This is a genomic window from Micromonospora sp. BS32 (genome assembly GCF_059089345.1).
The window spans coordinates 506,302-520,993 of sequence record NZ_JBSSHR010000001.1 but is presented as its reverse complement, the minus strand read 5'-3'; the positions used below and the strand labels follow the sequence as shown (position 1 = coordinate 520,993).

At 74.8% G+C, this 14,692-nt stretch carries 6 protein-coding genes; 2 read left to right on the top strand and 4 right to left on the bottom strand.

Annotated features, from left to right (window positions below):
* Positions 1–37 precede the first annotated feature (37 nt).
* The 4 genes from AC5RWQ_RS02440 to AC5RWQ_RS02425 form a co-directional block, all read right to left on the bottom strand.
* A complete protein-coding gene (locus AC5RWQ_RS02440) occupies positions 38–4,810 on the bottom strand; it encodes a type I polyketide synthase (RefSeq protein ID WP_494281086.1) in 4,773 nt (1,590 codons plus the stop codon).
* Positions 4,811–4,834: 24 nt separating this feature from the next.
* A complete protein-coding gene (locus tag AC5RWQ_RS02435; protein WP_494281085.1) occupies positions 4,835–10,168 on the bottom strand; it encodes a type I polyketide synthase in 5,334 nt (1,777 codons plus the stop codon).
* Between the two features lie 178 nt (positions 10,169–10,346).
* Positions 10,347–11,753: an NAD(P)/FAD-dependent oxidoreductase gene (locus tag AC5RWQ_RS02430; protein ID WP_494281084.1), complete on the bottom strand. Its 1,407-nt coding sequence runs from the start codon at positions 11,751–11,753 to the stop codon at positions 10,347–10,349.
* Positions 11,750–12,196: an SRPBCC family protein gene (locus AC5RWQ_RS02425; RefSeq protein ID WP_334490609.1), complete on the bottom strand. Its 447-nt coding sequence runs from the start codon at positions 12,194–12,196 to the stop codon at positions 11,750–11,752. The genes AC5RWQ_RS02430 and AC5RWQ_RS02425 overlap by 4 nt, the downstream gene beginning before the upstream one ends.
* Positions 12,197–12,490: 294 nt before the next feature.
* Between AC5RWQ_RS02425 and AC5RWQ_RS02420 the strand changes: the two genes are divergently transcribed.
* Together AC5RWQ_RS02420 and AC5RWQ_RS02415 are read left to right on the top strand one after the other, a co-directional pair.
* A complete protein-coding gene (locus AC5RWQ_RS02420; protein ID WP_494281083.1) occupies positions 12,491–13,339 on the top strand; it encodes a mycofactocin-coupled SDR family oxidoreductase in 849 nt (282 codons plus the stop codon).
* Positions 13,340–13,378: 39 nt separating this feature from the next.
* Positions 13,379–14,662 carry an LLM class flavin-dependent oxidoreductase gene (locus AC5RWQ_RS02415; protein WP_494281082.1) on the top strand — a complete coding sequence of 428 codons (1,284 nt, stop codon included), beginning with the start codon at positions 13,379–13,381 and terminating at the stop codon, positions 14,660–14,662.
* The last annotated feature ends 30 nt before the right edge of the window (positions 14,663–14,692 follow it).

Sequence of the window (14,692 nt, the reverse complement as noted above, 5' to 3'; positions counted from 1 at the left end):
CGGGTCACGGTCCTTCGGTCGCTTGGTACGCAGCTGGTCAGGCGAGGCCGAGTTCGTTGTCGATGAACTCGAAGAGGTCGTCGGCGGTCGCGTCGGCGAGCTGTTCGCCGACGTCCTCGGCCGCGGGCCCGGTGAGCCGGGACAGCAGTGCCTGGAGCCGGGTCGTGACCCGGGCCCGCTCCAGCTCGTCGGCGCTCAGCGCCGCCGCGGCGGCCTCCAGCCGGTCCAGTTCGGCCAGCACGGGGGGCGGTTCGTCGGCCGGGCAGAGCAGCGTCCGCAGGTGGTCGGCGAGGGCCGCCGGGCTGGCGTAGTCGAAGACGATGGTGGCCGGCAGGGCGCATCCGGTGGCGCGGCCGACCCGGGTCCGCAGCTCCACGGCGCCGACCGAGTCGAAGCCGAGGGACTGGAAGGCCCGGTCGAGTTCGAGCATGCCCGGGTCGTCGTAGCCGAGCACGGCGGCGACGTGCTCGCGGACCAGTTCGCGCAGCAGCCGGCGCTGCTCGGTGGCGGGGGCGCCGGCGAGCAGCTCGGCGACGGCCGGCCCGGTCGCCGGCGCCGCCGCGTCGGCCAGTGCCGCCTGCGCCTCCGGCAGCGCCGCGAGCAGCGGCCGGGGACGGGCCAGGGTGTACGTCGGGGCGAACCGGGCCCAGTCGATGTCGGCGACGACGAGGTGCGACTCGTCGTGGTCGAGGGCCTGCCGGAGCGCGGCGAGCGCCCGCTCCGGGGCCATGGCCGGCGCCCCGACCCGGCGCATCACCGCGGCGAGTTCGGCGTCCACCATGCCGCCGTGCCAGGAGCTCCAGGCGATGGCGGTGGCGGTCCGGCCGCGGGCGCGGCGGTGCTGCGCGAGCGCGTCGAGGACGGCGTTGGCGCTGCTGTACGCGGCCTGTCCGGCGCTGCCCCAGACGGCCGCCCCGGAGGAGAAGAGCACGAACGCGTCGAGCGGCGCGTCGCCGAGCAGCTCGTCGAGGTGCCGGGCTCCGGCGATCTTCCCGTGGCCGACCTCGGCGAACTCGTCGAGGGTCAGCTCGGGCAGGGCGGCCATCCGCTGGGCGACGCCGGCGGCGTGCACGACGGCGGTCAGCTCGCCGGGCAGCTCCTTGAGCAGGCGCTGGACCGCGTCGCGGTCGGCGACGTCGCAGGCGGCGATGGTGACCTCGGCGCCGAGCGCGGTGAGTTCGGCGCGGAGTTCGGCCGCACCCGCGGCGTCCGGTCCCCGCCGGCTGGTGAGGACGAGGTGTGCGGCGCCGTCGGCGGCGAGGGTACGGGCGACGTGCGCGCCGAGTCCGCCGGTACCGCCGGTGACGAGGACGGTGCCCCGGGGTCGCCAGGGGCGGGGGGGGGGGGCGCCGTCCAGCGGGGCGCGCACCATGCGCCGGCTGTGGACGCCGTCCGCCCGCACGGCGACCTGGTCCTCGGCGGCGGCGGCGAGGACGGCGACGAGCCGGCGCAGCGCGTCGTCGCCAGGGGTCTCGGGAAGGTCGACCAGGCCGCCGAAGGTCGCCGGCAGGTCCATGGCGAGCCCGGCGCCGAGCCCCCACAGGGCGGCCCGCTCCGGATTCGGCAGGTCGTCGTCTCCGGGTACGGCGACGGCGCGGGTGGTGAGGCACCAGAGCCGGCCGGCGCCGCCGGTGTCCGCGAGGGCCTGGGCGAGGGTGACCGTGCCGGCGAGGCCCCGGGACAGTCCCGGGTGCCGGTCGTCGGCTTCCTCGTCGAGCGCCAGCAGCGACAGCACACCGTCGGGCGCCTCGTCCCGGAGCCGGTCGGCGAGGGCGGCGCGGTCGGTGTCCGTCCCGTCGAGGTGGACCACCCGGGCGCCGTACGAGGCGAGCGCGTCGGCGGCGTGGGTCACGAGCGGGTGGTCGCGGTGCCCGGCGGGGGCGACGACGAGCCAGTTCCCGGTGAGCGTGGGGACGTCGGCGGTCTCGGGCAGCGGGTGCCAGGCCACCCGGTACCGCCAGGTGTCCAGGTGTGCCTCGTCCCGCCGGCGGCGGTGCCAGCCGGCGAGGGCCGGCACGACGGGTTCGAGGGCGGCGGCGTCGACGTCCAGTTGGGCGGCGAGGGCGGGCAGGTCCTCGCGTTCGACGGTGGCCCAGAATGCCTGGTCCACCGCGTCCGGTCCGTCGCCGCCGGTGGCCGGCGTGGCGGCCGTCTGCCAGTAGCGCTGGCGCTGGAAGGCGTACGTGGGCAGGTCGACCCGCGATCCGGTCGGGCACCACGCCGCCAGGTCGACGGTCCCGCCGGTGGCCCAGAGCCGACCCACGGCGGTCGCCAGGGTGGCCGCCTCGTCCCGGTCGCGACGCTGGGTGGCGATCGTGACGGTCTGCTCGCCGGTGACCGTCTGCGCGGCCAGCCCGGTCAGCACCGCGTCCGGACCCACCTCCACGAACCGGGTCACCCCGGCGGACTCCAGAGTGCTCACCGCGTCGGCGAACCGGACCGCGTGCCGGACGTGCCGCACCCAGTACTCCGGATCGCTCAACTCGCCGACCTCGGCCAGTCGGCCGGTCAGCGTCGACACCACCGGGATCGACGGCACCGCATAGGTCAGCGACCCCGCCACCTGGCGGAAGCCGTCAAGCATCGGCTCCATCAACGGCGAGTGGAACGCATGCGACACCGCCAACCGGGTCGACTTCCGCTCCCCCAACCCCGCGACGACCGCATCCACGGCCGCCTCCACGCCGGAAACCACCACCGACGTCGGACCATTCACCGCCGCGACGTCCACACCGTCGACCAACAGCGCACGCACCTCGTCCTCGGACGCCTGCACCGCGACCATCACGCCACCGGCCGGCAACGCCTGCATCAGACTGCCCCGCGCGGCCACCAGCTTGCACGCGTCCGCCAGGGAGAACACCCCCGCCACGTGGGCGGCGGCCAGCTCACCGATCGAATGACCCACCACGAAGTCCGGCCGGATCCCCCACGATTCGAGGAGCCGGAACAACGCCACCTCGAAGGCGAACAACGCCGGCTGCGCATTCCCCGTCGCGTTCAACGCCGAGACGTCGTCACCCCACAGCACCGCCCGCAACCCACCGTCGAAACCCGCCAGCGCCGCGTCGAACGCCGCCGCGAACACCGGATACGCGTCGTACAGCGCACGACCCATGCCTAGGCGCTGCGCGCCCTGACCGGTGAAGAGCAGCGCGACCTTGCCGTCGACGACGCTGCCGGTGGCCACCCGGGAGTGGTCGGTGCCGGCGGCCAGCGCGGCCAGCGCGTCGAGGGTGGACTCCCGGTCGGTGGCCAGGACGGCCGCCCGGTGGTCGAGCTGCGCCCGCCCGGTGGCCAGCGAGCAGGCCACGTCGGCCGGCGCCAGCTCCGGCCGGTCGGTGAGGTGGGCCAGCAGCGCGGCGGCCTGCGCGGCCAGCCCGGCCGGGTCGGCGGCCGCCACCGGCAACGCCACCACCGGAGGTACGGCCCCATCGGCGGCCGGCGCGACGTCGGCGGCCGGCGCCTCCTCCAGGATGAGGTGGGCGTTGGTGCCGCTGAGCCCGAAGGAGGAGATGCCGGCCCGGCGGGGGTGTCCCCGGTCGGGCCAGGCGACGGCCGACGTGAGCAGCTCGATCCGTCCGGCGGACCAGTCGACGTTCGGGCTCGGCGCGTCCAGGTGCAGGGTCGGGGGCAGGACGCCGTGCCGGATGGCCTGGACCATCTTGATGATGCCGCCGACCCCGGCAGCCGCCTGGGCGTGCCCGATGTTGGACTTGAGCGACCCGAGCAGCAGCGGCTGGTCGGCGGGGCGCCCCTGGCCGTACGTGGCGAGCAGCGCCTGCGCCTCGATGGGGTCGCCGAGCACCGTGCCGGTGCCGTGCGCCTCGACCACGTCGACCTGGTCGGCGGTCAGCTGCGCGTCGGCGAGGGTGGCCCGGATGAGCCGTTGCTGCGCCGGTCCGTTCGGTGCGGTCAGCCCGTTGCTGGCGCCGTCGGAGTTCAGCGCGCTGCCCCGGACGACGGCGAGCACGGGGTGGCCGTTGCGGCGGGCGTCGCTGAGCCGCTCCAGCAGCAGCATGCCGACGCCCTCGCCCCACCCGGTGCCGTCGGCGGCGGTGGCGAACGACTTGCAGCGCCCGTCGGCGGCCAGACCGCCGTCCTGGCTGAAGCCGACGAAGGAGGCGGGGGTGGCCATCACGGTGACGCCACCGGCGAGCGCCATCCGGCATTCGCCGGTACGCAGCGCGTGCACCGCGAAGTGCACCGCGACCAGCGACGACGAGCAGGCGGTGTCCACCGTGACCGCCGGGCCCTCCAGGCCGAGGGTGTAGGCGACCCGGCCGGAGGCGACGCTGGCCAACTGTCCGGTGCCGCCACCGTCGGCGTAGTCGTGGTAGACCACCCCGGCGAACACGCCGACCCGGTCGCCCCGGACGGCGTGCGGGTCGATGCCGGCCCGCTCGAAGGCCTCCCACGCGGTCTCCAGCATGAGCCGCTGCTGCGGATCGGTCTCCCTGGCCTCCTTCGGGCTGATCCGGAAGAAGGCGGCGTCGAACAGGGCGGCGTCGTGCAGGAAGCCGCCGTGCCGGGTGTACGTGTGGCCGGGCCGGCCCGGTTCCGGGTCGTACAGCCGGTCGGTGTCCCAGCCGCGGTCGGTAGGGAACTCGGAGATGGCGTCGGTGCCGGTGGCGACGAGGTCCCACAGCCCCTCGGGGGAGCTGACCCCGCCGGGGTAGCGGCAGCTCATCGCCACGATCGCGATGGGCTCGTGGTACCGCTGCTCGCTCTCCCTGAGCTGGCGCTTGACGTTCTTCAGCTCGGCGGTGGCCCGCTTCAGGTAGTCGCGGAGCTTGTCGTCGTTGCTCATCTGGTCCCCTGTCGGTGCGGGCCGTCAGGACAGCCCGAGCTCGCCGTCGATGAGCTCGAAGAGCTCGTCGTCGGTGGCGTTCAGGTAGTCGTCGGAAAGTCCGGTGTCCCCGGCCCGGTCCCGCCAGCCGCGCAGCAGCGCCTCGAGCCGCGTGGTGATCAGTTCGCGGTGCCGCTCCTCCGGCGGCAGGGCCGTCAGCGCCGCACCCAGCTCGTCGATCGTGTGCAGGAGGGCGGGCTCGCCGTCGTCCGCGCCGGTGCCGAGTTCCGCGTCGACGAACGCGGCGGCGGCGCGGGCGGTCGGGTGGTCGAAGACCAGCGTCGCGGGCAGTTCCAGGCCGAGCGCCGCGCCGAGCCGTCGGCGCAGCTCCACCCCGGCGAGCGAGTCGAAGCCCAGCTCCTTGAACGGCCGGTCCGGCGGCACGGCGTCGCCGCCGGCGTGTCCGAGGACGGCGGCCACCTGCCCGCGCACCAGGTCCAGCAGGGCGTCGGTCCGGGTGCCCGCGCTCATCGCGAGGTAGCGCCGGCGCAGGGCCTGGCCGCCGGCGACGTCGTCGCGCGCCGGTTGGCGTACCCCGCCGATGCCCAGCAGCACGGCGGGCAGTTCGGTCGGCGCGGCGCGCAGCGTGGGGCGGTGCAGGCGCAGCGGCAGCAGCGCCGGCTCCTCCGCGGCGAGCGCCGCGTCGAACGCGGCGGTGACCTCGGCGGCGGTCAGCGAGGGCAGGCCGAGGCGGTGCAGGCGGTCCCGGTACAGGTCGTCGCCGGCCGGCTCGACCGGGCCGAAGGCGAGCGCGACACCGGGCAGGCCGAGCGCCCGCCGGTGCCGGGCCAGGCCGTCGAGGAAGGTGCTGGCGGCGGCGGTGGAGCCCCGGCCCGCGCCGTGCAGCACGCCCACCGAGTCGCCGCAGAGGACGAACGCGTCGAGCGCCAGCTTGCGGGTGAGGTCGTGCAGGTGCCACGCCACGTCGACGGTGCCGCTGACTGTGTCGACGACCTCGTCCGGCGTACGGGTGGCGAGCAGGCCGTTCCCCGCGGCCGGCAGGACGAGCACCACGCAGGTGACCGGCTGGTCCCCGGGGACCCCGGCGAGCAGCCCGGCGAGCACCGCCGGTTCGCGGGGGTCGCCGACGCCGACGTCGACCGTGGCGCCGAGCGCGGTGATCTCGGCGGCCAGCGCCGGCACGTCGGCGTCCCCGGTGAGCAGCAGGTGCCGGAAGCCGTGCGCCCCGACGAGGTGTCGGGCCAGCAGCGCGCCGACGCCGACGGTTCCGCCGACGACCAGGGCGGTGCCGGCGCCGAGGGCCGGGCGCGGTCCGGCGGTGTCGGGCACGTCGGTGAGCCGGGGCACCAACACGGTCTCCCCGCGTACGGCGGTCTCCGGCTCGCCGACGCCGACGGCGGCCCGTACCGCCGCGGCCGTCTCCGTCCCCGGCGCGAGGTCGGGTGCCAGCTCGACGACCAGGAACCGGCCGGGGTGTTCGGCCTGCGCGGCGCGGAGCAGGCCCCGGGCGGCGGCGGTGGGCAGCGCGGTGGCCGCGGTGCCGGCCCGGACGACCACGACGAGCGTGGTCAGCGCGAGCCGGTCCTCGGCAAGCCAGGAGCGCAGCAGCGCGTGGGTGGCGGCCGTGGTGGCGGCCACGTCGGCGGGGACCTGGCCGGTCACCGCGGGCAGGGCGGTGACGACGTACCGGGGCGGCTGCGCCCCGAGCGCCGCGGTGAGCGACGCCAGGTCGGGGTGGACGGGTGCCTCGTCGCCGAGGGCGAGGACGTCGGGGCCGAGCACCGTCCAGTCGCCGGGCAGCTCGGCGGCGGCGCCACCGGTGGCCGGCAGCCAGTCCAGCCGCAGCAGGGTGCCGGTGTCCGGGACGGCCAGCTGCGCCGGGTCGTACGCCCGGGTCGCCACCGACTCCGCGGTGAGCACCGGTGCGCCGGCCGCGTCCGTCACGGTGAGCCGGAGGGTGTCGGCGTCGCTTGGGGCAAGGTGCACCCGCAGGTCGGTGGCGCCCACCGCGTGCGCGGCGACCCCGGTCCAGCGGTACGCCTGGCCGCCGCCCCCCGCCAGCCGGTGCGGGTGCAGGGCCGCGTCGAGCGACGCCGCGTCCAGCGGCGCGCCGGCGGTCCCGGCCGGCACGGCCAGTTCGGCGAAGAGCTCGGCGCCCCGCCGCCACGCGGCGGTGAGGACCACGCCCGCCGCGGCCTGTTCGTGGCCGAGCCCGGCCAGGGCCGTGGCCAGGTCGTCGATCTCGACGGGGGTGGCGCCGTGCGGCGGCCAGGTCACCGGTACGAGAGCGCTCGACGGGCCGTCGGTGGTGAGGGTGCCGGTGGCGTGCCGGAGCCAGCCTCCCTCGGCGCCCTCGACGCGGCTGCTGATGGTCACCGACCGCAGGCCACCCGCCCCCTCGGGGGTGACCACCAGGCGCAGCGCGAGGTGGGTCCGCTCGGCCAGCACGAGCGGTTGGTCGACGACGAGTTCGCCGACCGCCGCGGCGCCGACGTGCCGGGCGGCGGTGAGGGCGAGCGCGACGAGGCCGGCCTCGGGCAGCAGGGCGACGCCGTGAACCCGGTTGCCGGCGAGCCACGGCTGGTCGGCGGCGGAGAGCCGCCCGGTGAGCACGGCGCCCCCGTCCGGCAGGTCGACGGCCGCGCCGAGCAGCGGGTGCCCGGGGTCCGCCTGACCGAGCGTGCTGACGTCGCCGGCCGCCCGGCTGCCCCGCAGCCAGTACCGCTCGCGCTGGAAGGGGTAGGTGGGCAGCTCGACCCGGCGCCCCGGGCACCAGGGTGTCCAGTCGACGGCGGCGCCGCCGACGTGCAGGCGGGCGACCGCGACGGCCAGGGTGGCGGCCTCGTCGTGGTCCCGGCGCTGGGTGGCGAGGAACGTCGCGTCGCTGTCGGCGGGGAGGCAGGCCGGGGCGAGCCCGGTGAGGACCGCGTCCGGGCCCACCTCGAGGTACGCCACGACGCCGCGCTCGGCGAGGGTGGTGACGGCGTCGGCGAAGCGGACCGCGTGCCGGACGTGCCGCACCCAGTAGTCCGGGTCGGCCAGGTCCCCCGGCTCGGCGACCCGGCCGGTCAGCGCGGAGACCACCGGGATCACCGGCGCCGAGTAGCTCAGCGACCGCGCGACCGCCCGGAAGTCCGCGAGCATCGGCTCCATCAGCGGCGAGTGGAACGCGTGCGACACCCGCAGCCGGGTGGACCGCCGGGTGCCCAGCCCGGCCAGCACGGCGTCCACGGCCCCCTCGTCGCCGGAGACGACCACCGAGTCCGGGCCGTTGACCGCCGCGATGTCGACGCCGTCGACCAGCCGCGGCCGCACCTCGTCCTCACTGGCCTGCACCGCGACCATCACTCCGCAGGCGGGCAACGCCTGCATCAACGCGCCCCGCGCCGCGACCAGCCGGCACGCGTCCGCCAGGGAGAACACCCCCGCCACGTGCGCGGCGGCCAGCTCACCGATCGAATGACCCGCCACCAGGTCCGGGCGCACACCCCACGACTCGAGCAACCGGAACAGGGCCACCTCGAAGGCGAACAACGCCGGCTGCGCGTTGCCGGTGCCGTGCAACGCCTCCGCGTCGTCACCCCACAGCACGTTTCGCAGCCCCGGGTCGAAGCCCGCCAGCGCCGCGTCGAACGCCGCCGCGAAGACCGGGTACCCGTCGTACAGGTCGCGGCCCATGCCCAGACGCTGCGCGCCCTGGCCGGTGAAGAGCGCCGCGGTCGGGCCGGGCCGGGCGGTGCCGGACAGGCCGGCGCCGTCGGCGATCTGGGTCAGCGCCGCCAGCAGTGAGTCGCGATCCGCGCCCAGCGCGACCGCCCGGTGCGCGAAGAGGGACCGGCCGGCCAGGGTGGCCGCCACGTCGACCGGCGCGAGGTCCGGGTACGCCCGCAGGTGGGACGCGAGCCGGGCCGCCTGGTCCGCCAGGGCCGGCGCGGTCCGGGCCGAGAGCACCCAGGGCAGCACCGGGGGTACGCCGGCGGCGCCGGTCGGCGGCTCGTCGGCGGCCTGCTCGATGATGACGTGGGCGTTGGTGCCGCTGAGGCCGAAGGAGGAGACGGCCGCCCGGCGGGGCCGGTCCGGCGACGGCCACTCCCGGTTCTCGGTGAGCAGCTCCACCGCGCCGGCCGACCAGTCCACGTGTGGGGTGGGCCGGTCGACGTGCAGCGTCCGGGGCAGCACCCCGTGCCGCATCGCCTGCACCACCTTGATCACGCCGGCCACGCCGGAGGCGGCCTGGGTGTGGCTGATGTTCGACTTGATCGAGCCAAGCCACAGCGGCCGGTCGGCGGGACGGCCCTCCCCGTACGTGTCGAGCAGCGCCTGCGCCTCGATGGGGTCGCCCAGCGTCGTGCCGGTGCCGTGCGCCTCGACGAGGTCCACGTCGGCGGGGACCAGCCCGGCGCCGGCGAGGGCCTGGCGGATCACCCGCCGCTGGGAGGGCCCGTTGGGCGCGGTGAAGCCGCTGGAGGCGCCGTCGGAGTTGACCGCCGACCCGCGTACCACCGCGAGCACCGGATGACCGTTGCGGCGGGCGTCGGAGAGCCGCTCGAGCAGCAGGACGCCGGCGCCCTCCGCGCAGCCGGTGCCGTCGGTGGCGGCGGCGAAGGACTTGCACCGCCCGTCCGCGGCGAGGCCGCGCTGGCTGCTGAAGTACAGGAACATGTCCGGTGTGGACATCACCGTCACGCCGCCGGCCAGGGCCAGGGTGCAGTCGCCGCGGCGCAGCGCCTGGACCGCCCAGTGCAGGGCGACCAGGGACGAGGAGCAGGCCGTGTCGACCGAGACGGCCGGCCCCTCCAGGCCCAGCGTGTAGGCGACCCGGCCGCTGACGAGGCTGCCGCCGCTGGTGCCGCCGGCGTCGTCACCGAGCCCGTAGTCGTGGTACATGACCCCGGCGAAGACGCCGGTGGGGCTGCCCCGCAGGGCGGTCGGGTCGATGCCGGCCCGTTCGCACGCCTCCCAGGAGATCTCCAGCAGGATCCGCTGCTGCGGGTCCATGTGCAGCGCCTCGCGGGGGCTGATGCCGAAGAACTCCGGGTCGAAGTCCCCCGCGTCGGGCAGGAAGCCGCCGTTGCGGGTGTAGGTCCGGCCCGGTTCGCCGGGGCGGGGGTCGTAGAGGTCGTCGACCGGCCAGCCCCGGTCGTCCGGGAACGGGCCCACCGCGTCGACCCCGTCGGCGACAAGCCGCCACAGCTCGTCCGGCGTGCCGACCCCGCCCGGGTACCGGCAGGCCATCGCCACCACCGCCACCGGTTCGTCGTCCCCGCGCGCCTCCGCCTGGGCGAGTCGCCGACGCGCCTCCCGCAGGTCGGCCGTGGCGCGACGGAGATAACCAAGCAGTTTTTCCTCATTGTTCACAAGGACGACCCCGCATTTCCGTCGGCCCGTCGGCATTTCCGGGACACTTTTCTCCGCCGTCCGAATCAATTCCGAATGCTCCCGGACCGCTTTGAAACTATTCAGCGGAACCGGGCGGGCCAACCCCTGCGACAACCCCGACGACCCCTTAACCGGGCGGTCGCCGCGGCCGGCACCGTCACCACTCGGGCGGCACCGTCTCCCGCGCGGTCACCAGCTCGCCGAGCTGCGGGAACTGCGCGATCGCCTCCGGCGCGGTCAGCAGCGGCCGGCGCGGGCCACGCAACACGGACCAGAGCACCCGCGGCGTCATCATCGACGTCGGCGGCGCCATCTGCGCGGCCACCCGGAAGAGCGCACCGGCGACCCGCGGGTCCGCCCCGGCGGTCACGGTGTACCGGGCCGCCATCCGCTGCTGGCCGGCGCTGGGCGGCTTGCTGACCGTGGAGCTGGCCTCGGGGAACCAGCGGTCGGCGCCGAGCGCCATCTGCCACGGCCCGTCGGCGGCCTTCGCGACGTCCTTCTGGACCCGCCGGGACAGCCCGCGCACCAGGCCCTTGCGGTCGAGCGCCGCCCGGAGGGCGACGGCGCTTCGGGCGGCCACCGACATCCCGGTGGCGTACGTCGGGTTGACCACCGAGGCGGAGTCGCCCAGGGCCAGGAAGCCGTCCGGCACCGGCAGCTTGTCGTAGAACCGCCGCCGGCTGGCCAGGTCCTTGTAGGACCGGATCTCGCTGACCGGCTTCGCGTGCTCCAGCAGGTCGGCGACGATCGGGTGGCGCAGGTTCCGGGCGAACTTCAGGAACCCGGCCTCGTCGGTCGGCGGCTGCCCGCCCCGGGTGCCGATCAGCGCGACGATCCACCGGCCCTGCTCGTTGGGGACGAGCGCAAGGCCCTGCCCGGGTCGGCCGGTGGCCGGCTGGGCCTGGATGAGGATGCCGGGGAATCCCTCGTGGAAACCGGCGGGCGCCTCGAAGAAGCAGCTGGAGTAGGCGAAGCCCGCGTCCACGACGTCCTCCCGGACGGCGGGCAGGCCGAGATCGGTGAGCCACTGCGGCGCCTTGGACCGGCGGCCGGTCGCGTCCACCACGAAGTCGGCGGAGACGGTCGTGGTGCCGCCGTCGCGCCCGGCGAGCCGTACGCCGGTGACCCGGTTGGCGTCGCCGAGCAGGCCGGTCGCGGTGGTGTTCTGGACGACCCGGATCCGGCCGTCGCGCAGGGCGTGCTCGCGCACCACGTGGTCGAGCAGGACCCGGCTGCACGCCAGGACGAAGGGCTCCTGAGCTTCGGTGCGCCGGTACCACCCGCCGGCGGAGAGCACCAGGAAGCCGCCGAGCAGCTCGCGGCGCTGGGCGCCGGCCCGCTCCAGCGCGGCGGCGACGCCGGGCAGCAGCGAGTCCAGGGCGAGCACCCCGCCGCCCATCAGCATGTGGTTGTGGTGGGCCTGCGGCAGTCCGCGCCGGTGCCGGGGGCCGTCCGGCAGCTCGTCGTGCTCGTAGACGGTGACGGTGTCGGCGTGCGGCAGCAGGGCGGTGGCGGCGAGCATCCCCGCGAAGCCGCCGCCCAGGACGACCGCGCTGGTCACCGGTTGCTGCCGGCGGCAGCGGCGCGACGGCGCGCCTCGTTCCCGAGCTCCTGCAGCGTGCGCCGGAGGTCACGCTGCATGGCCTTCAGGTAGAACAGCTTGAAGATCGGCACGAAGCCGCCGTGCAGTTCGTTCTGGCGGCGGACGGTCACCTTGCCCGGTCCGGCCTGGGTGAAGGTGTTCTCGATGACCATCTTGCCGCCCGGCATCCGCGACTCGGTGGCGTAGAAGCGCTCCGGCTCGACCTTCAGCACGACGAACGAGCCGAGCGGGGCACCCTTCGGCCTGGTCCAGCCGATGGCGCCCGGCTCGAAGGCGCCCTCGAAGCGGGAGACCTTGAAGTGCGGATCCCACTGTGCCCAGTTCGCCACGTCGATGGCCGTCCGCCAGACCGTGGCGAGATCGCCGTCGATCGTGGCCGTTTCGCTGAATCTGCACAGCATCGGGATACCTCGCGTCCTTTTAATGGTCGGCAACCGGCCTTCATCCGCGTGTTATTCAAGCGTGGCGCGGTTTTGGACGCCAGACACCCGCTCCCCCTGAGAACGCCTACCCACCCCTACCATTTCCGTGGACCTGGAGTGAGCCCCTAAATCTGGTGCGGACGCGCACTTTAGGGGTCCGTCCGGAGCCGGATTCTCTGGTGGGGTTGGTAGGAAGTTCCGCAGGCCGTCGACGGCACAGGTTGATCGCTGGCGCCGGCGAATTCAACGAACCCATTCACCGAGGAGGGCCTGATGGGCCGAGTCGAAGGCAAGGTCGTGGCGATCACCGGCGCGGCGCGGGGGCAGGGCCGCAGCCACGCGGTACGGCTGGCCGAGGAGGGCGCCGACATCATCGCGCTCGACATCTGCCAGGAGAGCGGCGTCACGCCGTACCCGATGGCCACCAGCGAGGAGCTGGACGAGACCGCCCGCCTGGTGGAGAAGGCCGGCCGGCGGGTCTTCACCAAGATCGTCGACGTCCGCGACCGGGCCGCCCTGCAGGCCGCGATCGACGAGGGCGTCGCCGCGCTCGGCGGCCTGCACGTGGTCGTCGCCAACGCCGGCATCTCGGCGCTCGGCGCGGACAAGCCGGTGGAGGCGTTCACCGAGACCATCGACGTGAACCTCAACGGCGCGATCAACACCGTGCACGCCGCCCTGCCGCACCTCGGCGAGGGCTCGTCGATCATCGTGATCGGCTCGGCGGTGGGCCTGATCCCGGGTCACGGCGATCCCGGCCCGATGGGCCCGGGCGGGGCCGGCTACTCGGTGGCCAAGCAGACGCTGGTGCTCTACGTCAACTCGCTGGCGCTCCAGCTCGCCCCCTCCAACCGGCGGATCAACGCGGTGCACCCGGCGAACTGCAACACCCCGATGATCCAGAACGACACCATGTACGGCATCTTCCGCCCGGACCTCGAAAACCCCACGAAGGAGGACGGCGAGCAGGGCTTCTACGCCTTCCAGGCGATGCCGATCCCGTACGTGGAGCCGGTCGACGTCTCGCACGCCGTCACCTACCTCGCCTCCGACGAGTCGCGGTACGTGACCGGGCTCCAGCTCAAGGTCGACGCCGGCGCCCTCGTCAAGCGCGGCGCCTGAGCCGGCCGGCGTCACACTCCATTTCGGAAGGATCAGCAGATGCGCTTCGGCCTGCTCTACCACCACCAGATTCCCCGGCCGTGGTCCGAGGACAGCGAGGAACGACTGCTCCGTGAGTCCCTGGAGCAGATCGAGCTCGCCGACAAGCTCGGCTTCGACTATGCCTGGGCCACCGAACACCACTTCCTCGACGAGTACTCGCACGCCTCCGCGCCGGAGGTCTTCCTCGCCGCCGCGGCGGCGCGTACCAAGCAGATCCGGCTGGCCCACGGCATCGTGTCGCTGCCGCCGGCGGTGAACCACCCGGTCCGGGTCGCCGAACGGCTCGCCACGCTCGACCTGATCTCCGGCGGCCGGGTGGACTTCGGCACCGGCCAGGGCAGCACCCAGATGGAGCTGGCCGCGTTCGGCGTCGACCGGACGACCAAGCGCGAGCAGTGGCGCGAGGCGCTCGGCGTGGTCACCCGCATGATGACCGAGACCCCGTTCACCGGGCACCAGGGCCAGTGGGTCGACGTGCCGCCGCGCAACGTCGTGCCGAAGCCCAAGCAGAAGCCGCACCCGCCGCTCTGGGTGGCGTGCAGCTCGCCGGAGACGATCGAGGCCGCCGCCCGCAACGGGATGGGCGCGCTTTCGCTGGCGTTCGTCACCGTCGAGGAAGCGGCGCAGTGGGCGGAGACGTACTACCGGACCATCGAGTCCGACGAGTGCGTGCCGGTCAGCCAGGCGGTCAACCCGAACTTCTCGGTGGTCATGCCGTTCATGTGCCACCAGGACGAGGAGGTGGCCCTGGACCGCGGCCTCGACGGCGCGCACTTCTTCGGCTACGCCTTCATGCACTACTACATCCACGGCGCCCACCACCCGGGCACCACCGACCTGTGGGCCGAGTTCGAGCAGATGCGGGGCGTCTACGGCTTCGTCCGGGACCGTGACCCCGCGATGGACGCGGCGATGGACCCGACGGTCAAGGCGCGGCTCGACGCCCAGCGGCGCGCGATCGGCACGCCGGAGCAGCTGGCCGCGGTGGTCCGCCAGTACGAGGAGGCCGGCGTCGACCAGATGGTCTTCCAGGTGCAGATCGGGAACACCAAGCACGAGCACATCATGGAGTCGCTGGAGCTGTTCGCCCGCGAGGTCATGCCGGAGTTCACCGCCCGCCGGTCGGCCAGCGACGCGGCCAAGGCGGAGCGGCTGGCGGTGCCGGTGAAGGCGGCGCTGAGCCGGGTGCCGCAGCCGAAGGTCGACGTCTCCGACTACACGGTGGTCACCGACATGCAGCACGGGCCGCCGCCGGCCGAGGCGCCGGCGCAGGCCGGGTAGCCACCGGCAGGTACGGAACCGAGAGCGTCT

Excerpts from the sequence above, each read along its gene's own strand:
- AC5RWQ_RS02420 (WP_494281083.1), top strand. The coding sequence starts at position 12,491 with ATGGGCCGAGTCGAAGGCAAGGTCGTGGCGATCACCGGCGCGGCGCGG.
- AC5RWQ_RS02440 (WP_494281086.1), bottom strand. The coding sequence starts at position 4,810 with ATGAGCAACGACGACAAGCTCCGCGACTACCTGAAGCGGGCCACCGCC.
- AC5RWQ_RS02415 (WP_494281082.1), top strand. The coding sequence starts at position 13,379 with ATGCGCTTCGGCCTGCTCTACCACCACCAGATTCCCCGGCCGTGGTCC.
- AC5RWQ_RS02425 (WP_334490609.1), bottom strand. The coding sequence starts at position 12,196 with ATGCTGTGCAGATTCAGCGAAACGGCCACGATCGACGGCGATCTCGCC.